The following is a 26,705-nucleotide window of genomic DNA, read 5'->3' as shown; positions in this document are numbered from 1 at the left end:
CGCCTGTCTCCAGGGTGCGATTTCTGGTGGCGGTGACCCATCTGGCACAATGAACAACCGTCCTTCCGGACAAGTGTCAGCCCGTCTCCGGTTACGTACCGCGCGGCGGTCACACACTCCATGCGCTAAACCGGGCTCGCAGACCGTGCGGGTCGCTGAATTGCGCCGTGACCAACCTACGAAAGAGGCAGAACAAGCATGGCTGTTCGCATCAAGCTCACCCGCCTGGGCAAGATCCGCAACCCGCAGTACCGCATCGTCGTCGCCGACGCGCGCACCCGCCGGGACGGCCGGTCCATCGAGTCCATCGGCCTGTACCACCCGAAGGAAGAGCCGTCGCTCATCGAGATCGATTCCGAGCGCGCTCAGTACTGGCTGAGTGTCGGCGCGCAGCCGACCGAGCCCGTCCAGCGCCTGCTGGAGATCACCGGCGACTGGCAGAAGTTCAAGGGCCTGCCGGGCACCGAGGGCACCCTGAAGACCAAGGCGGAGAAGACCTCCAAGCTGGACCTGTTCAACGCCGCGCTGGCCGCCGCCGACAACGCCCCGACCAACGAGGCCGTCACCCCGAAGAAGAAGGCCGCCAAGAAGGAAGAGGCCGCCGAGGCGCCCGCCGCTGCTGAGGCCTCCGAGTAATGAGCGCTGTCGTCGCCGATGCCGTCGAACATTTGGTTCGCGGCATCGTCGCCAATCCCGATGACGTGCGCGTCGAGCTGATCACCGGCCGCCGCGGACGCACCGTCGAGGTGCATGTGCACCCCGACGACCTGGGCAAGGTGATCGGTCGCGGCGGTCGTACCGCGACCGCGCTGCGCACCCTCGTCGCCGGCATCGGCGGCCGGGGCATCCGGGTCGACGTGGTCGACACCGATCAGTAGATGGAACTTGTCGTAGGACGGGTCGCCAAGTCGCACGGCGTGCGCGGTGAACTGGTCGTCGAGATACGCACCGACGATCCCGCGGCCCGGTTCGCGCCGGGCAGCACGCTGCGCGGTCGGCTGCCGCGATCCACCGAAGTCCGCGACTTCACCGTGGAGTCGGCCCGAGAGCACTCGGGCCGGCTTCTGGTGTTTCTCGCCGGTGTCGCCGACCGGGACGCGGCCGCCGCGTTGCGCGGCACGCTGTTCGTGGTGGACAGCGAAGAGCTGCCGCCGTCCGACGACCCGGACGAGTACTACGACCACGAACTCGAGGGGCTGACCGTCCAGCTCACCGACGAGACCGTGGTCGGCACCGTGCGCGAAGTACTGCATTCCGCTGCGGGAGAACTGCTTTCGGTGACCGCCGCGGAAGACGGCCGGGAGATCCTGATTCCCTTCGTCACCGCCATCGTGCCAACGGTGTCCCTTGCGGAGCGGCTGATCGTCATCGATCCGCCCGAAGGACTCCTCGATCCGGAATGAGGTCGGCGTGAAACTCGATGTCGTCACGATCTTCCCGGAATACCTGGAGCCGCTGCGAACGGCGTTGCTGGGCAAGGCAATCGACAAGGGCCTGCTCGCGCTGGACGTGCACGACCTGCGCCGCTGGACCCACGACGTGCACAAGTCCGTCGACGATTCGCCGTATGGCGGCGGTCCGGGCATGGTCATGAAGCCGACGGTCTGGGGTGACGCTCTCGACGAGGTCTGCCCCGACGACGCGCTGCTGGTCGTTCCGACACCCGCCGGTGTCCCGTTCACCCAGGAGACCGCGCACCGCTGGGCCGCCGAGGACCACCTTGTTTTCGCCTGCGGCCGCTACGAAGGCATCGATCAGCGCGTCTTCGACGACGCCGCCCGCCGAGTGCGCGTCGAAGAGGTCAGCATCGGCGACTACGTGCTCATCGGTGGCGAGGCCGCCGTGCTCGTCATGACCGAAGCCGTCGTCCGTCTGCTGCCGGGTGTTCTCGGCAATCAGCAATCCCACCAAGAGGATTCGTTCTCCGACGGTCTGCTCGAAGGTCCCAGCTATACCCGCCCGGTCGTCTGGCGCGACCTCGAGGTCCCCTCGGTGCTGCTGTCCGGCGACCACGCCAAGGTGGCCGCGTGGCGCCACGAGCAATCGCTCGAGCGCACCCGCGCCCGCCGCCCGGACCTGCTTCCCGACACCGACTGAATCCGCCGCCGAAGGTGCTCTCGCGTCGAGAGCACCTGTCTACGGCAGCAATCCGTGCCGGCGTGCGGTGACCACGGCCTCGTGGCGGGTGTGCGCATCCAGCTTGGTCATGGCGTTGCGGAGGTAGCTCTTGATGGTCTCCGGCCCGACCGAAAGGCGTTGGGCGGCTTCCTGATTGGTGCAGCCGAGCGCGATCTGGGCGAGCACGTCCAACTCGCGGCGGGACAGGTGCGGTGCGTCCGTGGCCGGGTCGCCGACCATCACGCGCGTCAGACGTTCGCAGACGGTGTGCAGACGATTGCGCAGGTGGTCGTCGGCCGAGTGGACCATGCCGCGCAGTTCGGCGTGGATGTCGCGCAGTTCCTCGGCCATGGCGGGCGCGGTGTCGGAAGCCGGATTGGTCGCCTCGAGCAGTCGTAGGCGCCGGTCCACCTCATCGCGGATGGCGATCTCGGTGGCCAGCCGGCGACCGGCTTGGACGACGAGGTCGGCGGTGCGATCGCCCAGCGGGCTCGCACCACGCGTCGCCGCGTAGAGCACCGCGCGCGAGCGCTGGCCGACCACCACCGGCACGGCGACGATCGAGCGCAGCCCTTCGCCGGAGACCGGCCCGTCGTAGTGGTGGGTGATGCTGGAGGTGTTGAAGTAATCCGAGACCGAGGCGGGGCGGCCGGAATCCATCACGCGCCCACCGAGACCCGAGGTGCGCAGCACCGAGAGTCCGCGCAGGCCGTTGGTCAGGGTGCCGACGAATTCTGATAGCAGCAGTGCATCACCGTGCACTTCGCCGCCGAACGCCACCGGCACCCGCGCTGTGCCCGCTACCCAGCGGATTTCAGCGCGCAAGGCGTCGGCGTCGCGTGGACGCAACAGTGAACTGTGGGTCATGGGACTCACCCCTTTTCGGGGGTAGTGGGTGATCGATGTGACCCACATCCTATTGGGTGAGCTGGATCATGATGAGGAGTGGCGGAAATGGGCACCGACCTGACTGCGCGGGTGCGCGAACTGCTGGCCATGTACGACCGGCCCGACGCGTGCGCGGCGGACCTGCTGTGTGACCGGCATCCGGCGGATGCGATCGCCTTCACCATCGTCGATCGCGACCTGTCCTCGATCGATCTCACCTACGGCGAACTGCGGGAACGTTCGGCGCGTTTCGCCACCGGCCTGGCCCAACTGGGGATCCAGCAGGGCGACCGGGTAGCGACATTGATGGGCAAATCCACCGATCTGGTGGTGGCGTTGCTCGGGATCTGGCGTCGCGGTGCGGTGCACGTTCCGCTGTTCACCGCGTTCGCGCCGCCGGCCATCGCGTTCCGGCTGGAGGCGAGCGGCGCCTCGGTCGTCATCGCCGATGCCGATCAAGCGGTCAAACTGGCGCCCGGCCCCGATATGCCCGCGGACCCGCCGTGGCAGCTCATCGTCAGCGGTGACGCGCCCGAGGGCACGCTGGGCATGCTGGATCTGCTCGCCGAAGACGCGCAGCACGAACCGGCGGCGGTGATCGGCGGCGACGGTCTGCTGGTCGAGCTGTTCACCAGCGGCACCACCGGAACGCCCAAGGGCGTGCCGATTCCGTTGCGCGCGCTCGCGTCGTTCCAGGCGTATCAGGAGTTCGCGCTGGACGTGCGCGCGGACGACGTCTTCTGGAACGCGGCCGATCCGGGCTGGGCCTATGGCCTGTACTGGGCGATCATGGCGCCGCTGGCCAGCGGTGTGCGCAGCATCCTGTTGCACGCCGCGTTCTCGCCGACGCTCACCTGGCAGGTGCTGGAACGCTTCGGCGTCACCAACTTCACCGCCGCCCCGACGGTGTATCGCGCGCTGCGCGCCGACAGCACAGGCGCGTCGATGCATGCCGCACTGCGGCGAGCCTCGTCCGCCGGTGAACCGCTGACGCCCGACGTCGTCGCGTGGTCACGGGAACATCTGGGTGTCGCCGTGCGCGACCACTACGGGCAGACCGAGCACGGCATGCTGATCTGCAACTCCTGGCACGAGGCGCTCGACGCCGAGGTCCCGGCCGGCTCGATGGGCCGGGCGCTGCCCGGGTGGACGTGTGCGGTGCTGTCCGATGACAGCGACACCATCGCGCCCACCGGCGAGCTCGGCCGGGTGGCCATCGACACCGAAAACAGCCCGCTGCTCTGGTTTCTCGGTTATCTCAACGCCCCCGAGCGCACCGCCCAGCGCTACACCTCAGACGGCCGCTGGTACCTCACCGGCGACGCCGGCTCACAGGACGCGAACGGCTTCTTCCGCTTCTCCGCCCGCGACGACGACGTGATCATCATGGCCGGTTACCGGATCGGCCCGTTCGAGGTGGAGAGCGTGCTGGTGTTGCACGACCAGGTCGCCGAGGCGGCGGTGGTCGGCATGCCCGACGAACTGCGCGGCGAGGTGCTCGAGGCATTCGTGGTGTTGCGCAACGGGTTCGAAGGTAGCGTCGAGCTGGAGGCCGAGCTGCAGGATCTGGTGAAGAAGAAGTTCGCCGCCCACGCCTACCCGCGCACCGTGCACTTCGTGGCGAGTCTGCCGAAGACGCCGAGCGGCAAGGTGCAGCGATATGTGCTGCGGCAGAAGGGAAACAAGTGATGTCGCTGCCGAGTTACGCGTCCGGCACCTCGGAGACCCCACTGCTCGGTGACACCATCGGCGGCAATCTCGACCGCACCGTCGCCGCCTACCCGGACCGGGAAGCGTTGGTGGACAAGCCCACCGATCGGCGCTGGACCTACCGCGAGCTCGGCGCCGCGATCGACGCGCTGGCCACCGGACTGGCCGCGCGCGGTATCGGCAAGGGCGACCGGGTCGGCATCTGGGCGCCCAACTGCGCCGAATGGTTCTTCGTGCAGTACGCGACGGCGAAGATCGGCGCGATCCTGGTCAATATCAATCCCGCGTACCGCACCAGCGAACTGGAGTACGTGCTGTGCCAGGCGGGTGTGCGGGTGCTGGTCGCGGCGCCGGAGTTCAAGACGTCGAACTATGTCGCGATGATCGAGGAGGTCCGGCCGAACTGCCCGGCCCTGGAGCAGGTGCTGGTGCTCGGTACGCCGGAATGGGATGAACTGGCCGGCACCGCGATCGACGCGGAACGGTTGGCCGTGCTGGGCGTGGAACTGTCCATCGACGACCCGATCAACATCCAATACACCTCGGGGACAACAGGTTTTCCCAAGGGCGCCACACTGAGCCACCACAACATCCTGAACAACGGCTTCTTCGTCGGCGAACTCTGCGGCTACACCGAACAGGACCGGATCTGCGTGCCGGTGCCGTTCTACCACTGCTTCGGCATGGTCATGGGCAATCTGGCCAGCACCAGTCACGGTGCGGCGGTGGTGATTCCGGCACCGGCGTTCGATCCGGTGGCGACCCTGGCCGCCGTCGAGTCCGAACGCTGCACCTCGCTCTACGGCGTGCCGACCATGTTCATCGCGCTGCTCACCGAATTGGATTCCGCCACACCGGATCTGTCCAGCCTGCGCACCGGCATCATGGCGGGCTCGCCGTGCCCGGTCGAGGTGATGAAGCGGGTCATCGACCGGATGGGCATGCACGAGGTGTGCATCTGTTACGGCATGCCCGAGCCCTCGCCGGTGCCCCCCCAGCCCCGCCGCGACGACGGCATCGACCGGCGCACCGCCACCGTCGGCCGGGTCGGCCCGCACCTCGAGGGCAAGATCGTCGACCCCGCAACGGGTCTCACGGTGCCGCGCGGCGAGCCGGGCGAGCTCTGCACCCGCGGCTACTCGGTGATGCTCGGTTACTGGAACGACCAGGCGAAGACCACCGAGGCGATCGACACCGCCCGTTGGATGCACACCGGCGACATCGGCGTGATGGACGACGACGGTTACCTGGCGATCACCGGCCGGATCAAGGACATGGTCATCCGCGGCGGCGAGAACGTCTACCCGCGCGAGATCGAGGAGTTCCTCTACACCCACCCCGACATCCTGGATGCGCAGGTGATCGGCGTGCCCGACCCGAAATACGGTGAGGAGCTGATGGCCTGGGTCCGGATGCGGGAGGGCGCGGCACCGTTGGACGCCGAGGCCGTGCGCGAGTTCTGCGCGGGCAAGCTGGCGCACTTCAAGATTCCGCGTTATGTGCACGTGGTCGAGGAGTTTCCGATGACCGTCACCGGCAAAATTCGCAAGGCGGAGATGCGCGAATTGTCGCGCGGGCTCCTCGGTTTGCCGCAGGAAGTCTGATATCGCTGCTGGTGAGAGACGTTAACGTAGCGGATGCCCCGAATAGTGTGGTCATGTGAGCTGTCGGTGATCCACATATGGTGGAACAAGGTCATTTTCGGGGATTGACAAATCTGATATCGAAAGGTCTTGCATGTCCATCAGTTCGTTATCACGTGTCCTGTCTTGCGTTTTCGTCAGCGCCGCACCACTGCTCATGGTCGCACCAGCCGCCTCCGCGGCGCCGGGCAGCAGCCCCTACGAGTGCTCGGGTATTTATTTGACGAGCGATGGCTCCGCGGAAGTGGAGTCCTGCATTTATGCCGAGAACGGGGTGCCGAGGGCATTCGGTGGAATCACCTTCAAAAACGATTCCATCAATTCGAAGAATTGCACCATGGTGGTGACTGTCGTGGATAAAGACGCGTACGCCAACGGTGGCACCGATGAACACGTCGCAACCAGCGGTCCATTCCCGTGCACCAACGGCAGGTACCCCTCCCCGCCGTTGACCGTGGACCAGGCCTTGGCGAAGCCGGGACATCGGTATGTCAGTTTCACCGAGGTCACCAAGGACGGCAACGGGCTCATCCGGATGTACAGCCCGGAATTGATCTTGCCGTAGGCAATTGGGTCGATCAGTGCGAACTACCGAACCAGGCCGAGCGTGCTCGGCCTGGTTCGTCGCGTCGTGCCGAGGGCCGGGACCAGCGGTGACACGGCACGTGCGACCCGGTTCCACTGGGTGCGGGTCCCGTGTCGGGTGGTCCCGGTAGTGTCTGCGGACGTGACGACAGCGCCCGAGACTGTAAGTGCAGAGTCCGACCCCGCCGTGCTCCCATCCGCGACGCCCCTCGGTGTCGCGAGCCAAGCGAGCGTGAACCGTCGCATCGCCGACGAACTCGCGGTGCGGGAAAGCCAGGTGCGTGCCACCGTCGAGCTACTCGACGCCGGCTCGACCGTGCCGTTCATCGCGCGATACCGCAAGGAAGTCACCGGCGGCCTCGACGATGCGCAGCTGCGCCTGCTCGATGAGCGTCTGCACTACATCCGCGAGCTCGACGAGCGCCGCGGCGCCATCCTCGAATCCATCCGCGGCCAGGGCAAACTCGACGACGCGCTGCACCAGCAGATCATGCTCGCCGAGACCAAGGCCCGGCTCGAGGACATCTACCTGCCGTACAAGCCGAAGCGGCGCACCAAGGCGCAGATCGCGCGCGAGGCGGGCCACGAGCCGGTCGCCGACGCGCTGATCAACGACCCGGCCACCGATCCCGCGCAGTACAACGCCGAGCAACTCGACGGCGCGCGGTCGATCCTGGTCGAGCGGTTCGCCGAAGACGCCGACCTGGTCGGTGAGCTGCGCGAGCTGATGTGGAACCGCGGCCAGGTCCGGTCGACCGTGCGTGCGGGCAAGGGGGAGGCCGGCGCCAAGTTCGCCGACTACTTCGAGTTCAACGAGCCGTTCACCAAGCTGCCCTCGCACCGCATCCTGGCGCTGCTGCGCGGTGAGAAGGAAGACGTGCTGTCGTTGCACCTCGAACCCGACACCGAAGAACTCGAACCCGGCGAACGCTCCATCTACGAAGGCCGCATCGCCATCAAGTTCGGCATCGCCGACAAGGGCCGCGCCGCCGACACGTGGCTGCTGGACACCGTGCGCTGGGCGTGGCGGACCAAACTGCAAGTGAGCCTTGGCATCGACACCAGGATGCGGCTGCGACAGGCGGCCGAGAAGGACGCCGTCGACGTGTTCGCGGCGAACCTGCGCGACCTGCTGCTCGCCGCGCCGGCCGGCACCCGCACCACCATGGGTCTGGACCCCGGCTACCGGACCGGTGTGAAGGTGGCCGTCGTCGACGCCACCGGCAAGGCCGTCGCCACCGAGGTGATCTACCCGCACAAGCCGCAGGGGCAGACCGAGAAGTCCCTCGCCGTGCTCGGCGCGCTGGTCGCCCGCTTCGGGGTCGAGCTCATCGCCATCGGCAACGGCACCGCCTCGCGGGAGACCGATGCCCTTGCCACCGAGCTCATTTCGCGCATTCCGGAGAACAAGCCGACCAAGATCGTGGTGTCCGAGGCGGGCGCGTCGGTGTACTCCGCTTCCGCCTACGCCACCCAGGAACTGCCCGACATGGACGTGTCGCTGCGCGGCGCGGTGTCGATCGCGCGCCGCCTGCAGGACCCGCTGGCCGAGCTGGTGAAGATCGATCCGAAGTCGATCGGCGTCGGCCAGTACCAGCACGACGTGTCCGAGACGCTGCTGGCGCGTTCGCTCGGCGCGGTGGTCGAGGACGCGGTGAACGCCGTCGGTGTCGACGTGAACACCGCCTCGGTGCCGCTGCTGTCGCGGGTGTCCGGCATCGCCGGGTCGGTGGCGGAAAGCATTGTGGCGCACCGGGATCAGAACGGGCCGTTCCGTAGCCGGACCGCGCTGCTCGAGGTGCCACGGCTCGGGCCGAAGGCGTTCGAGCAGTGCGCGGGCTTCCTGCGGATTCGCGGCGGTGACGACCCACTGGACACCTCCGCGGTGCACCCCGAGGCGTACCCGGTGGTCCGGCGGATCATGCAGAAGACCGGCCGCGACATCACCGAGGTCATCGGCAATACGACCGTGCTGCGCTCGCTGCGCGCCGACGAGTTCACCGACGAACGTTTCGGTCTGCCGACCGTCACCGACATCATCAGCGAGCTCGAGAAGCCGGGCCGCGACCCGCGACCCGAGTTCAAGACCGCCGAATTCGCCGTGGGCGTGGAGAAGGTCGCCGACCTCGAGCCCGGCATGGTGCTCGAAGGGGTCGTCACGAATGTCGCCGCGTTCGGCGCTTTCGTCGACATCGGTGTGCACCAGGACGGACTCGTGCACGTCTCCGCGATGTCGCACAACTTCATCAAGGATCCGCGCGAAGTGGTGAACACCGGTGACGTGGTCAAGGTGAAGGTGCTCGAGGTCGACGTCGCCAGGCAGCGCATCGGGCTGTCGCTGCGGCTGGACGACGAGCCGGGCGTCGCGGCCAAGGGCGAACGCGGCGAGAATCGGCAGCGTGGCCAAGGTGAGCGCAAGGGTGGCGCGCCGGAGCGGCAGAATGGGCAGGGCAAGAACCAGCAGGGCCGCAATCAAGGTCAGCGGAACCAGGGCCAGGCTCGCGGCGGTGGCAATCAGCGCCGCAACGCGCCCGCGCCGACCGGTTCGATGGCGGATGCGTTGCGCCGGGCGGGTTTCGGGCAGTAGTTCGGACGGAGGATTCAGGCGGCCATGCGACGGTGGCTCAGTGAGGATGTGATCGCGCAGGGCAGGCTCCCGCTGCTGTGCTTCCTTCTAGGGTTCATCGTCGGCTTCCTGTTGATCCGGCTCAGCGTCCGGCTGATCCGCAAACAGGTGCGCTGGTGGCCGGGCAACGTGCGGTCCGGCGGGGTGCACATCCACCACATGGTGTTCGGGGTGATCCTGGTGCTGGCGTCCGGCGTCGGCATGGTCACCCAGTACCAGACCGCCGACACCACCACGGCCGCCGTGCTCGCCGCCGCCTTCGGTGTCGGTGCCGCGCTGACCCTCGACGAATTCGCGCTGATCTTCTATCTGCGCGACGTGTACTGGGAGGAGCAGGGACGCACCTCGGTCGACGCGGTGTTCGTCGCGCTCGCGGTAACCGGGTTGCTACTGCTCGGCTTTCACCCGCTGTGGTTGCTGGACATCAACGACTTCCGCAGCGACCCGAGCATCGAAGTCCGGGTGTTCGTGGTCGCCTTCGCCGTGGTCAACCTCGGGCTCGCCGCCATGGTCATCGCCAAGGGCAAGATCTGGACCGGTCTGTTCGGCATGTTCTTCCTGCCGTTGCTCGTGGTCGGTGCGCTCCGGCTCAGCAGGCCGGGCGCCCCCTGGGCCCGCTGGCGTTACGCCGACCGCCGCCGCCTCATGTACCGCGCCATCGTCCGCGAACGCCGCTACCGCCGCCCCGTCATCCGCGCCAAGATCTTCGTCCAAGACCTGGTGGCCGGCAAACCCGACGTCGAACACGTCCGCACCGCCGCCGAAGCCGAGCTGACCCGCACCGTGGTACCCGCCCCACCCGCACCTCACCGGCACCACTTGTCCCTGTTCTCCTCGGACCATGAGCCGGTGGCGGACACACCGGACGCCGAGCCGGTGGTCCACGCGCCTGATCGTGAGTGACTGAATCAGTCGGTTACGACCTGATCTGGCTCGCTGAAGTACAGCCATGGGGGCCGATTTTTCCGGCGACCCGCTGATCTGGCACAATACTCAGGTTGCCCTGGGTGATCGTGGACCAGGCGCATCCCCTTGAATCGGAGCATGAACCGGCCGAGCACGCGATGTGCCGCCAGGGTCCTCTGTTCGCGCGAACCCATAAGGATGGAAATGAACACCCTTGACTTCGTCGACGAGAAGTCGCTGCGCAGCGACGTCCCCGACTTCCGGCCGGGCGACACCCTCAATGTGCACGTAAAGGTCATCGAAGGCTCGAAGGAGCGCATCCAGGTCTTCAAGGGCGTCGTCATCCGACGCCAGGGCGGCGGCATCCGCGAGACCTTCACGGTCCGCAAGGTGTCGTTCGGTGTCGGCGTGGAGCGCACCTTCCCGGTGCACACCCCGAACATCGACCACATCGAGGTCGTCACCCGCGGTGACGTCCGTCGCGCCAAGCTGTACTACCTGCGCGATCTGCGCGGCAAGGCCGCCAAGATCAAGGAAAAGCGCTGAGCTGACCAGTCGCGCCCCGCGCGGCACTTCGTGGTTTGTCGCCACGCATAGCTGTATCGAATAGCCTGACATCTCCGGATGTCGGGCTATTCGCCTGTTCGGGCAGGTAATCCGGTCGATACGCCAGGCCGCGGTGGACGTGAAGCCGTACTCCACTGCAGCACCCCCAATGAGCGGGCTAATCTAGTCCGCGTGGCAGACGAAAGCGGGTCGATTGCGGTGTCCGGGTCGGACGACGAAGGAAACCGTCCGCGCAGCAGGCGGCGCGGAAAGCAGCGCAAACAGCGACCGTTCTGGCAGGAGCTGCCGATCCTGGTCGTGATCGCGGCGGTGATCGCAGCCCTTATGGTCACTTTCATCGGGCGCCCGTACGTGATTCCGTCCCAGTCGATGGAGACCACCCTGCACGGCTGCGCCGGTTGCACGGGCGACCGCATCTACGTGCAGAAACTCAGCTACTACTGGGGTGATCCGAAGCCGGGCGACGTCGTCGTATTCGTCGGACCGCCCTCCTGGAACGACACCTATCGGTCGATCCGATCGGACAACGCCGCCATCCGCGGCGTGCAGAACTTCTTCTCGTTCTTCGGCCTGGTGCCCCCGGACGAGAACGACCTGGTCAAACGCGTGATCGCGGTCGGCGGCCAGACCGTCGAATGCTGTGATCCGCAGGGCCGGGTCATCGTCGACGGCAAGCCGCTGGACGAGCCGTACGCCCGCTACATCGTCCCGTATACCCCCGGCCAGCCCTTCGGCGCCGGTGGCGGGCGCGAGTTCAAGCCGGTGAAGGTGCCCGAGGGGCATCTGTGGGTGATGGGCGACAACCGCAACGAGTCGCGGGACTCGCGCGCCCACATCAAGGACGAACTCCAAGGCACCGTGCCGGTGGACAACGTGCGCGGCAAGGCCGTCTTCAAGATCTGGCCGCCCGGGCGGATCGGTCCGGTGCGTTCGGAAAACGCCCAGGAAAACTAGACCATCAGCGGCCGCAGCATAATTGGACGGTGGGGCAGGGTCGAGTGGTACAGAGCAATGGGTGGCCGCCGCGCGTGGTGATGCGCAAGGCCAGTGGGTTGCGCACGCTGGAAGCGGCATTGATCCGCAGCGGGCTCGGCCCGGTGGCCGGCGTCGACGAGGCGGGTCGCGGACCGTGTGCGGGACCGTTGGTCGTCGCAGCGTGCCTGCTGGCGCCGAAGGCCTATGACAAGCTGGCCGGGCTCGATGATTCGAAGAAGCTCACCGAGCCCGTCCGGGAAGAGTTGTATCCGATCATCACCCGGCTCTCGCTGGCCTGGAACGTGGTGGTCATCCCGGCCTGGGAGATCGATTCGATCGGCATCCACGTCGCCAATATCGAAGGCATGCGGCGCGCGGTCGCCGGACTCGGTCAGACGCCGGGATATGTGCTGACCGACGGCTTCCGGGTGCCGGGCATTCCGGCGCCGTCACTGCCGGTGATCGGTGGTGACGCGGCCGCGGCCTGCATCGCCGCCGCCAGCATCCTGGCCAAGGTCACCAGGGACCGGATGATGGTCGAGCTAGACGCGCGGTTCCCCGGCTACGGTTTCGCGTCGCACAAGGGCTACAACACGCCCGACCACATCGCCGCGTTGAACCGCCTCGGCCCCAGCGACGAACACCGGCGTTCCTGGCGCAATGTGCGGGAGGCGGCGGGCCTGCGGCCGGTCGCCACGGTGGCCGAGGAGGCCGACGCGGTACTCGCGGGCGAGGTCGACCCGATGATGTCCGAGGAGTTCCAAGTCGTGCGTCCGGATAGCCGAGTGGCTACCGGCGCTACCCATGCGCGATGATGTCAGCACACGACGCAACGCGGCGAGAAGGAGGACGTCCCACCCGATGAGTGCCGAGGACCTCGAGAAGTACGAAACCGAGATGGAGCTCTCGCTGTACCGAGAGTACAAAGACATCGTCGGTCAGTTCTCGTACGTGGTGGAGACCGAGCGCCGTTTCTACCTGGCCAACTCCGTGGAGCTGCGCCCGCAAAACGCCGACGGTGAGGTGTATTTCGAGGTTCGGATGAGCGACGCCTGGGTGTGGGACATGTACCGCCCGGCCCGCTTCGTCAAGCACGTCCGAGTGATCACCTTCAAGGACGTCAACATCGAAGAGCTCGAGAAGCCGGACCTGCGCCTGCCGGAGTAGCCGGCCAGCTCGGCCCACTGCCCGCGGTGCCTGTGCACCGCGAGTTGTCCACAGGGCCTCGGCTATCAACAGGTTTTGTCTTTGCCCAGGTCGAGGCCCGAAGGCGCGGCGCCCGGCCGGGGACGCTGACCGAGTGACAGACACAAGGGCGCTCGGCGCGTACGGCGAGAAACTGGCGGCACGGTACCTGCAGGCCGCGGGGATGGAGATCGTCAGCAGAAACTGGCGATGCAGATACGGCGAACTGGACCTGATCGCCAGGGATGCCGACGTCACCGCATTCGTGGAGGTCAAGACCCGGTCCGGGCTCGGATTCGGGATACCGGCCGAATCGGTCACCTTCACCAAACAGCAGCGCATCCGGCGGCTCGCCCTGCTGTGGCTGGCCGAGCAGGACGGGCCGTGGCGGCACATCCGGTTCGACGTCGTCTCGGTGCTTTTGATCCGCGGGCATCAGCCGCAGATCGACCATCTCCAGGCGGTGTTCTGATGGCCCTCGGCCGGGCGCATTCGGTCGCGGTCACCGGGGTGGACGGACTGCTCGTCGAGATCGAAGCCGATATCGGGCAGGGGCTGCCCTCGGTGCACCTGGTCGGCCTGCCGGATACGGCCCTGCAGGAATCGCGGGACCGGGTGCGCTCGGCCGTGGCGAACTCGGGGGAGAAGTGGCCGGACGGGCGGGTGATTCTGGCGCTCTCGCCTGCGACCCTGCCCAAGATCGGCAGCGTTTACGATCTGGCCCTGGCCATCGCGGTGCTCGACGCGTCGGGTGCGGTTCCGTCGGAGCGGCTGGCGAAGACGGTGCTGCTCGGTGAGCTCGCGCTGGACGGCCGGGTCCGGCGGGTGCGCGGCATCCTGCCCGCCGTGATCGCGGCCCGCAATGCGGGGTGGCCTGCGGTCGTGGTGCCGGAAGCGGCGATGGCCGAAGCCGGATTGGTCACCGGGGTGGAGGTTTTCGGGGCGCCTAGCCTGCGCATGGTGGTGGCCTGGTTGCGCGGTGAAGGCACGCTTCCCGAACCGAACGGGCAGCTGCCCGATCCGGTGCGTTCCGGTGGTGACCTGAGCGAGGTGGTCGGGCAGGACGAGGCCCGATGGGCACTGGAGGTGGCCGCGGCCGGCGGGCACCATCTGCTGCTCACCGGTCCGCCGGGGATCGGGAAGACCATGCTGGCGCAACGTCTTCCGGGACTGTTGCCGCCACTGTCGGAGTCCGAATCGTTGGAGGTTACCGCCATCCATTCGATGGCGGGGGTGCTGTCCGGGGATCATCCGCTCATCACGATGCCGCCGTTCGTCGCGCCGCACCATTCGACGTCGGTGACCGCGATGGTCGGCGGCGGCTCGGGTACCGCACGGCCGGGCGCGGTGAGCAGGGCACACCGCGGCGTGCTGTTCCTCGACGAATGCGCCGAGATCGGGACCAAGGTGCTGGAGGCGATGCGAACTCCGTTGGAAGAGGGCGAGGTTCGCATTGCCCGCCGCGACGGCGTCGCCCGATATCCGGCCCGGTTCCAGCTGGTGCTCGCGGCCAACCCCTGCCCGTGCGCACCGGCGCGGGACGTCGACTGCATCTGCGCGCCGCTCGCCCGGCGCCGCTACCTCGGGAAACTGTCCGGGCCGCTGATGGATCGCATCGACATCTGGGTGCAGATGCGCGGTCAGTCCGGTGCCGCTTTCAGCACCGACGAGGCCGAGAGCAGCGCGGTGGTGCGCGAGCGGGTCGCCGCGGCACGGCAGGCGGCGGTGCGGCGTTGGCAGGAGTACGGCTGGCTGAACAACGCCGAAGTCCCCGGACATATTCTGCGCCAACGATTCCGGCTACCGCGGGAGGCGCTCGCTCCGGTCGAGACGGCGCTGCGACTCGGTCGAATGTCGGCACGCGGGGCCGACCGTGCCATAAGAGTGGCTTGGACGATCGCCGACTTGCGCGGCGCGGAGCTGCCGACCTCGCAGGATGTGCTGGCGGCATTGAACTTTCGTCAGCGAGGTGCGCAGTGAGCGCTTGTCAGGTCACTCGAACAGACGGCGGTGCGGTGTCGCTTCCGCGGGACGACGGTGGAGAGCTTCTGGCGCCCGGCGCGGAAGGGTGTTCCGCGCCAGTCGATCTCGACGCCTATGAGCGGCGGCTGGCGTGGGTATATCTGTCCCGAGTGGTGAATGGGCCGTGTGCAGCGCTGTCAGCATTGATCGAGTCGGTCGGTGTGCTCGAGGCGGCGCGGGCCGTGCGCGAGTGCGACCTGCCTGCGTCGCTGCGCGGGCCCACCGCGCAGCGACGCGGAACGGATTCGGCCGCAATGGATCTGGATACGATCGAGCGGATGGGTGGGCGCGTCGTCACGCCCGAGGATCCGGAGTGGCCCGCGTGGCGGCTACTGGGACTTTCCCAACTCGACGCCGAACGCGACCGGGACGGCGCGGTGCCGCTCGTGCTGTGGGTGCGCGGCCCGCTGTCGTTGCTGGAGTCGAGCGACCGCGCGCTCGCGGTCGTGGGCGCACGATGCAGCACCGGGTACGGAAATCAGGTCACCGGCGAGATCGCGGGCGACCTGGCGGCCCAAGGCTGGACGATCGTGTCGGGCGCGGCATTCGGGATCGACGGGATGGCGCATCGCGCGGCACTGGCCGTAGGCGGCCGCACCATCGCGGTGCTGGCCTGCGGCATAGACCGGCCGTACCCCGCACAACACGATCGGCTGCTGGCCGAGATCGCCGAGACCGGACTGGTGGTCAGCGAATACCCACCCGGAACCACCGCCCACAAGCATCAATTCCTGGCCCGCAACCGATTGGTCGCCGCACTGGCGGACGGCGTCCTGGTAGTCGAGGCGGGATTGCGCAGCGGCGCGCGCAACACGGTGAAATGGGCACGCCGCCTCAACCGTCCGGCGCTGGCCGTCCCCGGCCCGGTCACCTCGGCCGCATCCGTCGGCTGCCATCGCATGATCCGTGACGGGGAAGCGCTACTCGTCACGCGTGCCGAAGAGGTCATCGACGAGGCGGGCCCCCTCCACCTGCCCCTGCCCGGCATCGCTGGCCGGGACGACCAGCGTGCAGAAGCCCTGTCCGGTGACGAAGCGCTCGTCTTCGCCGCCATTCCGAAAGTCGGTTCGCGCGTTCCCCGCGAACTGGCCCAGCAATCCGGACTGCCGCTGTCCACTGTTCGAGCAGCGTTACCCGCCCTCGAATTCGCCGAGTTGGTCGGCACGGACGGCGGCGGTTGGTTCCGAAAAATAGCTGGCCGCCGCAACCCAGAGGACAAGTGAGCGCATGCAAACCACCCACGAAAAAGGAGCTATCACGAATGTATGGTGCTGGTACCATAACCTCCATGCTGAAGAAGACGACAGTGATGGTCGAAGAAGAGGACTTGGCCCTCATCAAGGAGGCTGCCGTGCGGGAGGGCCGTCCCGAGTCCGAGATTTTCCGCGAGGCATTCCACATCGCCGCACTGCGCACGAAGCGGTGGACCGAAGACTGGGACATTCCAACTCTCGACTTCGGCAGATCGGTGACGCACGAAGACATCAAGCAGGCGGTGGGGGACGCGATCGTCCGGCGGAACAGTTGATCGTCATCGGCGACACCTCGGGTCTGGTCGCAGCCTTCAACACCGCTGGGCCAGACCACGAAGGGGCGCGTGCCGCATTGGCTGAGGCGGCGCTGACAGTTGTCTGCCCACTGGTTCTGCTCGAGATCGAGCACATCGTGACCCGAGACTTCGACTGGTCCACGGCGGGAGTGATCAACGACTGGTTGCTCGCCCAGGAGCCGCTCGGCCGGGTTGCCGCGCCGAGTCTGCCCAGTGGCCACTTGCGTAAGGCCCGCATGGTGCAGGAGCGATACGCAGACCTGCGGCTCGATCTGACTGACGCGGTAAACGTTGTGCTGGCAGCCGAATACGAGACCGACGTGATCCTTACCCTCGATCGCAAGGACTTTCGTGCCATCCGGCCGTTGACCGGTGCCGCAGCCTTCCGTGTGCTGCCGGACGACCTTTGACCGGCGCGGTGGCTTGCCAACGGGGACGACTGTCGGGACGGTGGTGGGATGGACGAGCTACCCGAGGATCTGGAAGCACTGCTGACGGAGTACGGCAGGCATCTGCGGCTCGGGCGGAATCGGTCGGCGCACACGGTGCGCGCCTATCTGGGGGATGCGCGTTCGCTGCTGGCGCACCTGTATGCCAGATCGGCGGATTCCGCGGTGCGCGAACTGGATCTGCTGCTACTGCGGTCCTGGCTCGCGCAGCAGTCGACCGCGGGGGTGGCGCGGACCACGATGGCGCGGCGGGCCTCTGCTGCGCGGACCTTCACCGCCTGGCTCACCCAGACCGGACGGTTGGCCGTCGATCCGGGATTGCGGCTCGGTTCGCCCAAAGCACACCGGGTGCTGCCTGCCGTCCTCGGCCAGCAGCAGGCGCTCGGCGTCATGGGTGCCGCGGAATCCGGTGCCGCACAGCATGACCCGATGGCACTGCGCGACCGGCTGATCGTGGAACTGTTGTACTCCACCGGAATTCGGGTCAGCGAGTTGTGCGGCCTGGACATCGACGACGTCGACCGCGAACGCCGGGTGGTCCGGGTGCTCGGCAAAGGCAACAAGGAACGCTCGGCGCCTTTCGGCATCCCCGCCGACGAGGCGATCGGCCACTGGCTGCAACACGGCCGCGCGGCCTTCGCGACCGCCGAGTCCGGACGGGCACTACTGCTCGGCCGCCGCGGCAAACGCCTCGACCAACGTCAAGCCAGAACTGTTGTTCATGAGGTGGTTTCGTCCATCCCGGGTGCTCCCGATATGGGCCCGCACGGTCTACGTCACACCGCAGCCACCCACCTGCTCGAAGGCGGTGCGGACCTCCGCGTTGTGCAGGAACTCCTCGGCCACGCCAGCATGGCCACCACCCAGCTCTACACCCATGTCTCCATCGAACGCCTGAAGAAGGTGCACGACCAAGCTCACCCCCGCGCCTGAAGTGCGACGATCGGCCGCAGTGCCGAGTGGCAGTTGGGGTGCGGTGACCGCGCTGGCCCCGCTCACGAGGAACGGGACCAGCTCTGCGAGTATGCATTCGCAGATCGTCACCGGATCAGCCGACCTCCACCGTGTCCGCCTGCGGCAGTCCGGCCGACGGTTTGCGCGTCCGCAGCAACGTCACACCGAGTACCGCAGCCGCAACGCAGAAGCCCGCACTGATCCACGAACCGGTCGACATGGCGGTGGTGAACGCTTCCTTCGCAGCTTCACCGAAGCCGAGTTGGAAAGCGGCACCGATGGATTCACGTGCCGCGTCGGGTGCGTCCGTCGGCATGTGATCGGTGAACACACCGGCGAGCACGCTGCCGAGGATGGCGATGCTGATCGCCATACCGACCTGCTGCAACGTGTCGTTCATGGCCGAACCGACGCCGGCGTGCTCGAGCGGAATGGCACTCATGATCGAGGTGTAGGCGGCAGGGCCGGCCAGACCGCCGCCGATGCCCATGACAAGCATGCTGACCAGGATCCACAGGTATCCCTCGCCGACCGCGAGAATCGCGAACGCTCCCGCCATGATCAGCAACCCCGAGACGATCAGCGCCTTGTTGCTGATCTTCTTGCCCAAGGTCGCGCCGAGCCCGTTGCACACCGCGGCGGCCACCGCGTATGGCAGCAGTGCCAGCCCAGCTTTCATCGGTCCGTAGCCGAGCACGAACTGCAGGTACTGGGTGAGCATCAGCATCACCGCGCCCATGCCGAACACCATCAGCAACAACGTGAATGCCGTGCCGGTGAAGTCGCGATTGCGGAACACCGCCAGCGGCAACATCGGGTGCTCCGACCGGCTCTCCCACACCACGAACCCGATCGCGGTCAGCACGGCCAGCACGATCATGCCGATATTCCACTCGCGTTCGATGATCACGTAGACCGTCGACACCAGCGCGACGATGGACAGCAGCACGCCGACCAGATCGACCGGCCGCTGCTCACCGGTGGACTCGGGCATGAGAACCAGCGCGGCCACGATGGCGAGCACCGCTACCGGGATATTGAGCAGGAACACCGAGCCCCACCAATAGTGCTGCAGCAGTAGACCACCCAGCGTCGGCCCGGCCACGATGCCGACCATCGAGACGGTCGACCAGGCGGCCATCGCCTTGCGCCGCTCGTCCTCGGCGAAGGTCGTCATCAGGATGGACAGGGTCGACGGCATCAGCAGCGAACCGCCGATCCCCATCGCCACGCGGGCGGCGACGACATGCCATGGCTCGGTGGCGAGCACCGCGACCAGCGATGCCACGCCGAACACGGCCAGGCCGTAGATCAGCATCCGTCGCCTGCCGAATCGATCGGACAGGCTGCCCGCGGTGAGCAGGAGTCCGGCGAAGACCAGCACGTAGGCGTCCAGGATCCACTGCACGTCCGACGGTGTGGCACCCAGTTCCCGGATCAGCGACGGGATAGCGAGATTAAGCACAGTGCTGTCGAGCATCAGCACCAGCAAGGACAGGCAAAGGACCCCCAGAATCCACCAACGGCGAGGGTCTCGTACAACGTTCGATTCCACTCGAACAGCGTACGAGAGACTCGAACAATGTGCGAGTGAATATAGGATCGACGGGTGACCAAGCAGTTCACCTCGGTATGGATCCGCGAACCCCGTCAGCCGAAGACGTCGGGTTTACGCCTCGATCAGATCATCGGCGCCGCCGTCGAACTCCTCGACGCGGAAGGACTCGAGTCCTTGAGCATGCGCAAGATCGGCGCCAAGCTCGGCGCGGGCGCCACCAGCCTCTACTGGTACGTCGCCAACAAGGATGAACTGCTGGAATGGGTCCTCGATGAATTCTGGGGCATGGTCGAGGTCCCGGAACCCGAGCAGGCGCCGTGGCGTGAGGTGATCACGACGTTTGCCTACAACTTCCGCGCCGCGCTGCGCGAGCATCCGTGGGGCGCGACCCTGATCGGTCAGCTACCCAGCCTGGGGCCGAATGCGTTGCGGCTCACCGACCGGCTGCGTCGCGCATACGTCGGCGCGGGCTTCCGCGGTGTCGACATCTACTTCGCCAGTGGCACGGTGATGTCCTATGTGCTCGGGGTGGTGACGCCGGAGATCGCCTGGACGAAGGCGTATGGCGACATGGAAATCGACCGGGACCTCATCGTGCAAACCATGGAAGGCGTGGCCGAGGACTATCCCGAACTGCTCGCGGACTATCAGGAGTCGACGCCGCAGGACACCGACGTCTCGCGAGCGATGGCGTTCGACTTCGGGTTGCTGTGTTTGCTCGACGGTCTCCAGCACCGTCTGCGCGGTTTCTCCGAGGGGGCGGGGCCTCCATCCGAGGGTTAGGGCATCGCCAATCGTCGGCATTTGGGCCGTTGCGGAGGCTGCCTTGTTAAACTGAAACGAGTTCTAGTTTATGGACTCGATAGTCCAGCGAAACGGTGCGCTCCACGGCTCGAAGCGGGTGCGCGGGAAGGCGTTCGGGTGAGCCCCCATCCCGTCCTCGGCCAGGAAGTTCACATGCCGGTTCGCATCCGGCTCGCACACGCTTTCATGGCGACCTATCTGGTTCCCGCCGGCGCCGCGCAACAGTTGGTCGACTACTCCGGGTTACGAGTGCTGCGGCTGCCGGGCGGCCGCGCGATGTGCTCGCTCGTTTTCGTCGAGTACGTCGACGGTGATCTCGGCCCGTACCACGAGTTCGGCGTCTCCTTCATGGTCCGGCACCACACCGCGGCACCGGCCGGCCGGTTCGGCGACGTCCGGGCCTTGGCGACGAACCAAGCGGGAGTCTTCATCCATCGACTGCCGGTCGACGGTGACTTCACGCTCGCGGCGGGTCGTGGAATCTGGGGATTCCCCAAGGAACTCGCCGATTTCAGCGTGCGTCACGACACCGAAATTCGGCATGGTGCGCTGCGCCAGGACGGTGAGCTCATCGTCGACCTGACTGTTCGTCAGGGCTTTCGTACGCCGGAACGTCGAAACACCGCCTCCTCGTTCGACGCCTACTCGCACATCGACGGCGTCACTCGGTGCACGCCTTGGCGGATGGAGCCGTCGGGCATGCGCGCCCGTCCGGGCGGGGCCACGCTGTCCCTCGGCAATCACGCCATCGCCGACGAACTGAAGTCGCTGCGCCTGCCCCGTCGCGCTCTCATGACATCCAGCATCGCCCGGTTGGCGATGACCTTCGAGGATGCCGTTCCTGTGTAGGCCACCACGGCCCGACCCTGGGTCGATAACCGCATGATCACGGCCTTGCGCGGTTCGTGGACGCCCTCGGAAGGGCCGGTTAGTGTGACGTAGCGGATTGTTTGCTCGCCGAACATGGCGTAGCGGACTCTCGCTCGCAGCCCGAACCGACTTGTGTGGGAGAGGTGCCCGTGAACTCCGACGACCAGCGCGAGGTGCTGGATCCAGGCGACAGCCTGGCGGAATCACGCGGGGCCGTGGCTGAGATGTGGGGAAAGTTCCGGGCGATGCACGGCCCGCAACACATTCTGGATGGCGCCGCGCCGGCGATCGGATTTCTGATCGGGTATTCGGCAGCCGGTGCCGAGGTCGGTGTTTTCGTCGCCATCCTGATCGCAGTCGTGCTGGGCGCTGTGCGGCTGATGCGCGGCGATTCGGTGCGGGTGGTTGCGGGCGCGGTGCTGATAATCCTGGTGTTCTCCCTGTTCGTCGAGATCACCGGGGAGGGGCGCGGTTTCTATCTGCCCGAAGTAGCGTTGAGTGTCGTGATGACCGTGCTGTTCGGCGCGACATTGCTCACCGGAAAGCCACTCAGCTACCCGGTGAGCCGCAAGATTCGGCTCGAACCGGCCGAGCCCGCCGACGCGGCGACCCGGCTGCGCCTGCATCGCCGAATCACCTTCGCCTGGTTCGTATTCTGGGCGGCGCACGTGGCGGTGATGGTGCCGCTGTATCTGGCCGACAAGGTGGTCCTGCTCGGCACCTTCGCCCTGGTCTTCGGCAAGCCCGCGCTGGTCGTGCTGCTCGCGTTGACCTGGTTGTGGGTGCGCGGCAAGACCGCGGTCCGAGCCGGGGCGCAATGACGCTGCCGAGCCCCGACGCCGTGTCGGAGGACGGGGAAGAAGAGGTCGACTACCGCTTCACCCTCGCCAACGAACGCACGTTCCTGGCGTGGATGCGTACGTCGCTCGGCCTGCTCGCCGGCGGTGTCGCGGTGCACACATTGGTGCAGCCGTTCCGAATGGGCGGCGCACGGCGCGCACTCGCGCTGAGTTGCCTGGTGCTCGCGGTGATCGTCGCGGTGGGCGCGTACGTGCATTGGCGCCGAGTCGGTGTGGCGATGCGGCAGGGGCGTCCGCTGCCCGACACGGTGATGGTGCCGATCCTGTCCGCGGGCATCGCTGTTGTTTCGGTGCTCGCGGGTGTCGCGGTGTTGCTGCGATGAGCCGCGCCGGGCTCGCCGCGGAACGCACCGCCTTGGCCTGGCGACGGACGGCGGTGGCCGCGATGATCACCGGCGCACTGTTCCTCAACCATGCCGTGACCAGCGGGTGGCGTCCCGCGATGATCGCGCCCATCGGTGCCGCGATCGCCATGGCCGCGCTGGCAGGCCTGAGTTTCCTGCGCAACCGCAGTTTGCATCAGGGCAACTACGGCTACGGCAGAAATGTTGTCGCCGCGACAACGGTGGCGGTAGTGGTCGTCGCTGGTCTCGCGGCAGCGATCCAGTTCACCGATCCGTCGCCCTGAACCCATACCGGCACAGCGACTTTGTACCGACTCTCTGGAGGATGACATGAGCGAACGACGCGAGCGGATCGTATGTCGGCGGGTCTGGCGCATATCGGAACCGAGTGTGAGCGAGGTGCGGGCATGAGCACAGCGACCGAGCCGAGCGATTTCATCGTGGCCGAGCAGCAGCGTGCGGCCGCCGCGATGCCGTTCGCGGACACCGCCGATCTCGCGGACGCCGACCGCGGGTTCATTGCCGCACCGGAGTCCGGCGTGGTGACCGCCGCCGACGGAAGTGTGGTGTGGGACAACGACTCCTACAGCTTCTTGCGTGGATCCTGTCCCGCGTCGGTCAATCCGAGCCTGTGGCGGCAGTCCGGTCTGGTCATGAAGCAGGGGCTGTTCGAGGTCACGGCAGGGATCTATCAGATCCGCGGGTTCGACCTGTCGAACATGACCCTCGTCGAGGGCAAAACCGGTGTGCTGGTGATAGATCCGCTTATCACAGCGGAGACCGCCGCCGCCGGTCTGGCGCTCTATCGTGCGCATCGAGGAGATCGTCCGGTGACCGGCGTCATCTACACCCATTCGCACGTAGATCATTTCGGCGGCGTGCTGGGGGTTACCAGCACCGACGATGTTGCGGCCGGCCGCTGTCCCATCCTCGCTCCGGCGGGCTTCTTGGAGCATGCAGTGGCTGAGAACGTGTACGCGGGTACCGCCATGGCGCGACGAGCGGGCTACATGTACGGCGCGGTGCTGCCACGTGGGCCGCTCGGGGCGGTGGGCGCCGGTCTCGGTCAGACCAATTCGATCGGCACGATCACCCTGATCCCGCCGACCGTGGACATCACCACAACCGGGCAGGAGGAAACGGTCGACGGGATCAGGATCGTCTTCCAGATCACCCCCGGCACCGAAGCGCCCGCCGAAATGAACTTCTACTTCCCCGAGCACCGCGCACTGTGCATGGCCGAAAACGCCACGCACACACTGCACAACCTGCTCACGCTGCGCGGCGCCCTGGTGCGCGACCCGCACGTCTGGGCGAAGTATCTGACCGAGGCGATCAACCTGTACGCGCGCCGGTCCGATGTGGTGTTCGCCTCCCATCACTGGCCCACCTGGGGCACCGACCGGCTGGTGGAATTCCTTGCGCTGCAACGTGACCTATACGGGTACCTGAACGACCAGACCCTACGCCTGCTGAATCAGGGCTACGTCGGCGCCGAGATCGCCGAAATGCTCACGCTGCCAACGGCTATCGAGAGCAGCTGGCATACGCACGGGTACTACGGGTCGGTCAGCCACAACGTCAAGGCCATCTACCAGCGATACATGGGCTGGTTCGACGGCAACCCGGCGCATCTGTGGGAGCATCCGCCGGTCGAATCCGCAGTCCGGCATGTGGAATTCATGGGCGGCGCCGAGGAGGTGCTGCGCAAGGCGCAGGAGTCCTACGATGCGGGCGACTATCGCTGGGTGGCCCAGGTGGTCAATTACGTGATCTTCGCCGATCCCACCAATGATGCCGCGAAAGCGTTGCAGGCCAGCACCTTCGAGCAACTCGGCTACGGCGCGGAGAACGCCACCTGGCGCAACTTCTACCTCAGCGGCGCCTACGAACTGCGCTACGGCTCGTTCGGCACGCCGACCAAGGCCACCTCGCCGACCATGCTCGCGGCGCTGACCGTCGACCAGGTCTTCGACGCCATGGCGCTGCGCGTCGACGGGCCGAAGGCGTGGAATCAGCGGGTCGTCGCGGAGTGGCAGATCACTGACGAGGATCGGGTGCACCGCCTCGAACTGCGCAACGGGCGGCTGACCCACTACGACCGGCCCGACGGGGTGTCGCTGCCCGAACCCGACGCGACCTTCACGCTGAGCAAGGCGACGCTTATCCGAGTGCTGTTGGCGGGCGAGGATTTCGGGGTAGCGGCGGCCGCGGGCGACATCCTCATCGACGGCGATGTCACCAAGCTGGCCGAGCTCGTCGGCGTATTCGACGCGCCGGACCCGGACTTCTCCATCGTCACGCCGCGCGGCACGGTCGGGTAGCCCGCCCGCAAAATGTGTTCGACTCCGCGAATGACTCTCCTTACGGTGGTGATCATGTCAACCGAACCGTCGACCGATCCCTTGCGTGCGCGCTTGCGCGCCGCTCTGTCCGTGGCGATGAAATCTCGGGACCGCCAGGCGATCGCCGCCCTGCGGTCCACGCTGGGTGCCATCGACAATGCGGAGGCTGTGGATGTCGGCGAGCATCGGGCGGGTGCCGTGGAGGGGAGTGCGGTCGGCCTGGGCGTCGCCGAGGTTGCCCGGCGCGAACTGACCGAGGCGGACATCGAACAGATCGTGCGTGCGGAGATCGCCGAACGCCACACCGTGGCCGAGGAATACGACGGGGTCGGGCGTGCGGAGCAGGCCGAGGAACTGCGGGTGCAGGCCAAGGTGTTGGCAGACCTGCTCTAGGACCGCTGCCAACGGACGCCGGTCGCCTTGTGCGTCAGGGTGTGGTGGGCAGGGTCTTGATGTATCGCCCGGCGACGAAGCGCTGGATCAGGCGAGCTACCGGACCGCCCAGCCGGGTGTACCAGGTCGCCGGGCGCGAGAATGCGGTCACCACGCCGTACACGGCGTCGTCGGCCGGGTCGTACTCGACGGAGAACAACTCCTCACCGCTCTCGGGATGCCCCGGCAGTGTGCCGTACGCGAAGCCGCGCTGGTTCGGCGCGGCCAGCACATACACCACCCGGCACGGCGCGGTGATGGCCAGCGGCCCGATGCCGAGCCGCACCGTCAGTCGGGTGCCTGGCTCGGCCGTCGGGGTCGACGCCTCCTGAAAGATGCCGGTGCCCTTCTGCATCCGATACTCCAGGATCGCCACCGCCGCGTGCTCGAACAGCGCCCGCCCGTGGCCGATCTGCCGCCGTAACCGAAACCCGTGGTACCCCGCAGGCAGCTCACTGCTCGTGGCACCGACTTCGGAATAGGTGAACGGCGGATCGCTGGGCCCATGCTCCATGCCTTGATCTTCACCCCGGTCGGCCCGGTTGGGAAGCATTACCCGGCGTCGGTTTCGACACGCTGAGCCTCCCGCACCACGCAACCGGTTTCAGACGCAGCGGGTGCTCACGTACAGCGCCAGCGGCAGTCACGTCATGTTGGCGCAACCGGTTCAGACGTAGCGGGCGCTACATACGAGCGCCAGCGGCAATCACCTCATGATGGCGCAACCGGTTTCAGGCGTAGGGGAGCGAGGTGCAGCAAACCCAAAGGATCCAGGTATTCCCGTCGACGCCGACCACCACCTTCACTCCGCAATCCCCAATGCAGACACGTCCCACACCCTTCGTGCCCGGCCTCCAGCGTGCCGATCCGGTCGCCGCGCCCGACCCGGCGCCCCACCGAAACCTCGGCGCGCACAGGCTCATACGTGGTCCGCAACCCACCCGGATGATCGATCGACACCACCGACTTGTCCGCCACCGTCCCGGCAAACACCACGATTCCCTCTCCCGCAGCCAGCACCCCCTGCCCGGGCACACCGGCCAGATCCACCCCGCGATGCCCCGGCAGCCAGTTCTGCGCAGGTTTGTCGAACCGCTGCAGCACAGCCGGCCGAGGCTGTAGCGGCCAGCCGAACCCACCGACCGGCGCGGCCGTCGAGACCGGTTCCACGCACATCAGCACGATCAACACGAGACCGATCAGGACGACAACCCGGCGTGCCCTGTTGCTCCCCATCACGCCAGATCAATTGGTTGCGACCGGTGGCAACGACAGCGGGGCAGGTGACACGAGCCCGCAGAACTCGGAATCACTC

30 protein-coding genes are annotated in these 26,705 nt (G+C 66.9%); 26 read left to right on the top strand and 4 right to left on the bottom strand.

What is annotated here, in order from left to right; all coding sequences use genetic code 11:
- Nucleotides 1–198: 198 nt before the first annotated feature.
- From rpsP to trmD, 4 genes are read left to right on the top strand one after another with little or no spacing between them, the layout of a single operon-like run.
- Nucleotides 199–636, top strand: a complete 438-nt coding sequence (gene rpsP / locus DBO33_RS32130) for a 30S ribosomal protein S16 (RefSeq protein WP_107658390.1) — start codon at nucleotides 199–201, stop codon at nucleotides 634–636.
- Nucleotides 636–878, top strand: a complete 243-nt coding sequence (locus tag DBO33_RS32125; protein ID WP_011210690.1) for an RNA-binding protein — start codon at nucleotides 636–638, stop codon at nucleotides 876–878. The genes rpsP and DBO33_RS32125 overlap by 1 nt, the downstream gene beginning before the upstream one ends.
- A complete protein-coding gene (rimM, locus tag DBO33_RS32120; protein WP_107658389.1) occupies nucleotides 879–1,403 on the top strand; it encodes a ribosome maturation factor RimM in 525 nt (174 codons plus the stop codon).
- A 7-nt stretch (nucleotides 1,404–1,410) separates the two neighbouring features.
- Entirely contained in the window at nucleotides 1,411–2,097 is a 687-nt protein-coding gene (trmD, locus tag DBO33_RS32115) for a tRNA (guanosine(37)-N1)-methyltransferase TrmD (RefSeq protein WP_107658388.1), read from the top strand.
- 39 nt (nucleotides 2,098–2,136) lie between these two features.
- On the opposite strand, the gene DBO33_RS32110 is transcribed toward trmD, so the two are convergent.
- Complete coding sequence (locus tag DBO33_RS32110) at nucleotides 2,137–2,985, bottom strand: LuxR C-terminal-related transcriptional regulator (RefSeq protein WP_107658387.1); 849 nt, start codon at nucleotides 2,983–2,985, stop codon at nucleotides 2,137–2,139.
- A gap of 87 nt (nucleotides 2,986–3,072) precedes the next feature.
- Here DBO33_RS32110 and DBO33_RS32105 point away from each other — a divergent pair, with 87 nt between their 5' ends.
- The 15 genes from DBO33_RS32105 to DBO33_RS32035 all read left to right on the top strand — a co-directional run bounded on the left by DBO33_RS32105 (nucleotide 3,073) and on the right by DBO33_RS32035 (nucleotide 18,156).
- Nucleotides 3,073–4,695 (top strand): AMP-binding protein, encoded by a 1,623-nt coding sequence (locus tag DBO33_RS32105; protein WP_107658386.1) that lies wholly within the window; start codon nucleotides 3,073–3,075, stop codon nucleotides 4,693–4,695.
- The gene (locus DBO33_RS32100; RefSeq protein ID WP_107658385.1) at nucleotides 4,695–6,320 is read left to right on the top strand and encodes an AMP-binding protein; all 1,626 of its coding nucleotides are present in this window, start codon (nucleotides 4,695–4,697) and stop codon (nucleotides 6,318–6,320) included. Before DBO33_RS32105 ends, DBO33_RS32100 begins: the two co-directional genes overlap by 1 nt.
- 376 nt (nucleotides 6,321–6,696) lie before the next feature.
- The gene (locus DBO33_RS43195) at nucleotides 6,697–6,924 is read left to right on the top strand and encodes a hypothetical protein (protein ID WP_159080642.1); all 228 of its coding nucleotides are present in this window, start codon (nucleotides 6,697–6,699) and stop codon (nucleotides 6,922–6,924) included.
- Between the two features lie 207 nt (nucleotides 6,925–7,131).
- A complete protein-coding gene (locus DBO33_RS32090) occupies nucleotides 7,132–9,531 on the top strand; it encodes a Tex family protein (protein WP_107658383.1) in 2,400 nt (799 codons plus the stop codon).
- Nucleotides 9,532–9,555: 24 nt separating this feature from the next.
- A complete protein-coding gene (locus DBO33_RS32085; protein WP_107658382.1) occupies nucleotides 9,556–10,473 on the top strand; it encodes a hypothetical protein in 918 nt (305 codons plus the stop codon).
- Nucleotides 10,474–10,680: 207 nt separating this feature from the next.
- On the top strand, nucleotides 10,681–11,022 hold the full coding sequence (gene rplS, locus DBO33_RS32080) for a 50S ribosomal protein L19 (protein ID WP_029893064.1): 342 nt from the start codon (nucleotides 10,681–10,683) through the stop codon (nucleotides 11,020–11,022).
- A gap of 192 nt (nucleotides 11,023–11,214) precedes the next feature.
- A complete protein-coding gene (lepB, locus tag DBO33_RS32075; RefSeq protein ID WP_407670555.1) occupies nucleotides 11,215–11,997 on the top strand; it encodes a signal peptidase I in 783 nt (260 codons plus the stop codon).
- 80 nt (nucleotides 11,998–12,077) lie between these two features.
- Nucleotides 12,078–12,833, top strand: coding sequence for a ribonuclease HII (locus tag DBO33_RS32070; RefSeq protein ID WP_107660778.1), 756 nt, complete (start codon nucleotides 12,078–12,080; stop codon nucleotides 12,831–12,833).
- Between the two features lie 46 nt (nucleotides 12,834–12,879).
- Nucleotides 12,880–13,185 carry a DUF2469 domain-containing protein gene (locus tag DBO33_RS32065; RefSeq protein ID WP_011210678.1) on the top strand — a complete coding sequence of 102 codons (306 nt, stop codon included), beginning with the start codon at nucleotides 12,880–12,882 and terminating at the stop codon, nucleotides 13,183–13,185.
- Between the two features lie 133 nt (nucleotides 13,186–13,318).
- Nucleotides 13,319–13,675 carry a YraN family protein gene (locus DBO33_RS32060; protein WP_107658381.1) on the top strand — a complete coding sequence of 119 codons (357 nt, stop codon included), beginning with the start codon at nucleotides 13,319–13,321 and terminating at the stop codon, nucleotides 13,673–13,675.
- Nucleotides 13,675–15,183, top strand: coding sequence for a YifB family Mg chelatase-like AAA ATPase (locus DBO33_RS32055; protein ID WP_107658380.1), 1,509 nt, complete (start codon nucleotides 13,675–13,677; stop codon nucleotides 15,181–15,183). Before DBO33_RS32060 ends, DBO33_RS32055 begins: the two co-directional genes overlap by 1 nt.
- 128 nt (nucleotides 15,184–15,311) lie before the next feature.
- Nucleotides 15,312–16,448, top strand: a complete 1,137-nt coding sequence (dprA, locus tag DBO33_RS32050; RefSeq protein ID WP_107660777.1) for a DNA-processing protein DprA — start codon at nucleotides 15,312–15,314, stop codon at nucleotides 16,446–16,448.
- A 65-nt stretch (nucleotides 16,449–16,513) separates the two neighbouring features.
- Complete coding sequence (locus DBO33_RS32045) at nucleotides 16,514–16,753, top strand: ribbon-helix-helix protein, CopG family (protein WP_107658379.1); 240 nt, start codon at nucleotides 16,514–16,516, stop codon at nucleotides 16,751–16,753.
- Entirely contained in the window at nucleotides 16,750–17,184 is a 435-nt protein-coding gene (locus DBO33_RS32040; RefSeq protein WP_107658378.1) for a PIN domain-containing protein, read from the top strand. Before DBO33_RS32045 ends, DBO33_RS32040 begins: the two co-directional genes overlap by 4 nt.
- 48 nt (nucleotides 17,185–17,232) lie before the next feature.
- The gene (locus DBO33_RS32035) at nucleotides 17,233–18,156 is read left to right on the top strand and encodes a tyrosine recombinase XerC (protein ID WP_107658377.1); all 924 of its coding nucleotides are present in this window, start codon (nucleotides 17,233–17,235) and stop codon (nucleotides 18,154–18,156) included.
- 115 nt (nucleotides 18,157–18,271) lie between these two features.
- Here DBO33_RS32035 and DBO33_RS32030 read toward each other — a convergent pair whose 3' ends face one another.
- On the bottom strand, nucleotides 18,272–19,732 hold the full coding sequence (locus DBO33_RS32030; RefSeq protein WP_234391154.1) for an MFS transporter: 1,461 nt from the start codon (nucleotides 19,730–19,732) through the stop codon (nucleotides 18,272–18,274).
- Between the two features lie 54 nt (nucleotides 19,733–19,786).
- Here DBO33_RS32030 and DBO33_RS32025 point away from each other — a divergent pair, with 54 nt between their 5' ends.
- The 7 genes from DBO33_RS32025 (at nucleotide 19,787) to DBO33_RS31995 (ending at nucleotide 25,351) form a co-directional block, all read left to right on the top strand.
- Nucleotides 19,787–20,518 carry a TetR/AcrR family transcriptional regulator gene (locus tag DBO33_RS32025; RefSeq protein ID WP_107658375.1) on the top strand — a complete coding sequence of 244 codons (732 nt, stop codon included), beginning with the start codon at nucleotides 19,787–19,789 and terminating at the stop codon, nucleotides 20,516–20,518.
- Nucleotides 20,519–20,692: 174 nt separating this feature from the next.
- Entirely contained in the window at nucleotides 20,693–21,388 is a 696-nt protein-coding gene (locus DBO33_RS32020) for an acetoacetate decarboxylase family protein (RefSeq protein WP_234391153.1), read from the top strand.
- Nucleotides 21,389–21,558: 170 nt separating this feature from the next.
- Nucleotides 21,559–22,230, top strand: a complete 672-nt coding sequence (locus DBO33_RS32015; RefSeq protein WP_159080641.1) for a DUF3159 domain-containing protein — start codon at nucleotides 21,559–21,561, stop codon at nucleotides 22,228–22,230.
- On the top strand, nucleotides 22,227–22,592 hold the full coding sequence (locus DBO33_RS32010; RefSeq protein WP_107658372.1) for a YidH family protein: 366 nt from the start codon (nucleotides 22,227–22,229) through the stop codon (nucleotides 22,590–22,592). Before DBO33_RS32015 ends, DBO33_RS32010 begins: the two co-directional genes overlap by 4 nt.
- Nucleotides 22,589–22,897: a DUF202 domain-containing protein gene (locus DBO33_RS32005; protein WP_107658371.1), complete on the top strand. Its 309-nt coding sequence runs from the start codon at nucleotides 22,589–22,591 to the stop codon at nucleotides 22,895–22,897. Before DBO33_RS32010 ends, DBO33_RS32005 begins: the two co-directional genes overlap by 4 nt.
- Nucleotides 22,898–23,020: 123 nt before the next feature.
- On the top strand, nucleotides 23,021–24,937 hold the full coding sequence (locus DBO33_RS32000; RefSeq protein ID WP_107658370.1) for an alkyl/aryl-sulfatase: 1,917 nt from the start codon (nucleotides 23,021–23,023) through the stop codon (nucleotides 24,935–24,937).
- A 54-nt stretch (nucleotides 24,938–24,991) separates the two neighbouring features.
- Nucleotides 24,992–25,351 carry a GatB/YqeY domain-containing protein gene (locus DBO33_RS31995; protein WP_234391152.1) on the top strand — a complete coding sequence of 120 codons (360 nt, stop codon included), beginning with the start codon at nucleotides 24,992–24,994 and terminating at the stop codon, nucleotides 25,349–25,351.
- Between the two features lie 34 nt (nucleotides 25,352–25,385).
- Here DBO33_RS31995 and DBO33_RS31990 read toward each other — a convergent pair whose 3' ends face one another.
- Both DBO33_RS31990 and DBO33_RS31985 read right to left on the bottom strand, forming a co-directional pair.
- Entirely contained in the window at nucleotides 25,386–25,904 is a 519-nt protein-coding gene (locus DBO33_RS31990; RefSeq protein WP_107660776.1) for a DUF1990 family protein, read from the bottom strand.
- A 197-nt stretch (nucleotides 25,905–26,101) separates the two neighbouring features.
- Nucleotides 26,102–26,566, bottom strand: coding sequence for a M23 family metallopeptidase (locus DBO33_RS31985; protein ID WP_234391428.1), 465 nt, complete (start codon nucleotides 26,564–26,566; stop codon nucleotides 26,102–26,104).
- Nucleotides 26,567–26,705 lie beyond the last annotated feature (139 nt).

The sequence above is a fragment of the Nocardia suismassiliense genome, from assembly GCF_900269665.1.
GTDB lineage: Bacteria > Actinomycetota > Actinomycetes > Mycobacteriales > Mycobacteriaceae > Nocardia > Nocardia suismassiliense.
The sequence above is the reverse complement of the archived record's forward strand: the minus strand, read 5'-3'. Positions and strand labels throughout refer to the sequence as shown.

Excerpts from the sequence above, each read along its gene's own strand:
- DBO33_RS31985 (WP_234391428.1), bottom strand. The coding sequence starts at position 26,566 with ATGTGCGTGGAACCGGTCTCGACGGCCGCGCCGGTCGGTGGGTTCGGC.
- rimM (WP_107658389.1), top strand. The coding sequence starts at position 879 with ATGGAACTTGTCGTAGGACGGGTCGCCAAGTCGCACGGCGTGCGCGGT.
- DBO33_RS32045 (WP_107658379.1), top strand. The coding sequence starts at position 16,514 with ATGCTGAAGAAGACGACAGTGATGGTCGAAGAAGAGGACTTGGCCCTC.
- DBO33_RS32065 (WP_011210678.1), top strand. The coding sequence starts at position 12,880 with ATGAGTGCCGAGGACCTCGAGAAGTACGAAACCGAGATGGAGCTCTCG.
- DBO33_RS32020 (WP_234391153.1), top strand. The coding sequence starts at position 20,693 with ATGCCGGTTCGCATCCGGCTCGCACACGCTTTCATGGCGACCTATCTG.
- DBO33_RS32070 (WP_107660778.1), top strand. The coding sequence starts at position 12,078 with ATGCGCAAGGCCAGTGGGTTGCGCACGCTGGAAGCGGCATTGATCCGC.
- DBO33_RS32010 (WP_107658372.1), top strand. The coding sequence starts at position 22,227 with ATGACGCTGCCGAGCCCCGACGCCGTGTCGGAGGACGGGGAAGAAGAG.
- DBO33_RS32000 (WP_107658370.1), top strand. The coding sequence starts at position 23,021 with ATGAGCACAGCGACCGAGCCGAGCGATTTCATCGTGGCCGAGCAGCAG.
- DBO33_RS32110 (WP_107658387.1), bottom strand. The coding sequence starts at position 2,985 with ATGACCCACAGTTCACTGTTGCGTCCACGCGACGCCGACGCCTTGCGC.
- DBO33_RS31995 (WP_234391152.1), top strand. The coding sequence starts at position 24,992 with ATGTCAACCGAACCGTCGACCGATCCCTTGCGTGCGCGCTTGCGCGCC.
- DBO33_RS32100 (WP_107658385.1), top strand. The coding sequence starts at position 4,695 with ATGTCGCTGCCGAGTTACGCGTCCGGCACCTCGGAGACCCCACTGCTC.
- DBO33_RS32125 (WP_011210690.1), top strand. The coding sequence starts at position 636 with ATGAGCGCTGTCGTCGCCGATGCCGTCGAACATTTGGTTCGCGGCATC.
- rplS (WP_029893064.1), top strand. The coding sequence starts at position 10,681 with ATGAACACCCTTGACTTCGTCGACGAGAAGTCGCTGCGCAGCGACGTC.
- rpsP (WP_107658390.1), top strand. The coding sequence starts at position 199 with ATGGCTGTTCGCATCAAGCTCACCCGCCTGGGCAAGATCCGCAACCCG.
- DBO33_RS32105 (WP_107658386.1), top strand. The coding sequence starts at position 3,073 with ATGGGCACCGACCTGACTGCGCGGGTGCGCGAACTGCTGGCCATGTAC.
- DBO33_RS31990 (WP_107660776.1), bottom strand. The coding sequence starts at position 25,904 with ATGGAGCATGGGCCCAGCGATCCGCCGTTCACCTATTCCGAAGTCGGT.
- DBO33_RS43195 (WP_159080642.1), top strand. The coding sequence starts at position 6,697 with ATGGTGGTGACTGTCGTGGATAAAGACGCGTACGCCAACGGTGGCACC.
- DBO33_RS32085 (WP_107658382.1), top strand. The coding sequence starts at position 9,556 with ATGCGACGGTGGCTCAGTGAGGATGTGATCGCGCAGGGCAGGCTCCCG.
- DBO33_RS32005 (WP_107658371.1), top strand. The coding sequence starts at position 22,589 with ATGAGCCGCGCCGGGCTCGCCGCGGAACGCACCGCCTTGGCCTGGCGA.
- DBO33_RS32035 (WP_107658377.1), top strand. The coding sequence starts at position 17,233 with ATGGACGAGCTACCCGAGGATCTGGAAGCACTGCTGACGGAGTACGGC.
- DBO33_RS32055 (WP_107658380.1), top strand. The coding sequence starts at position 13,675 with ATGGCCCTCGGCCGGGCGCATTCGGTCGCGGTCACCGGGGTGGACGGA.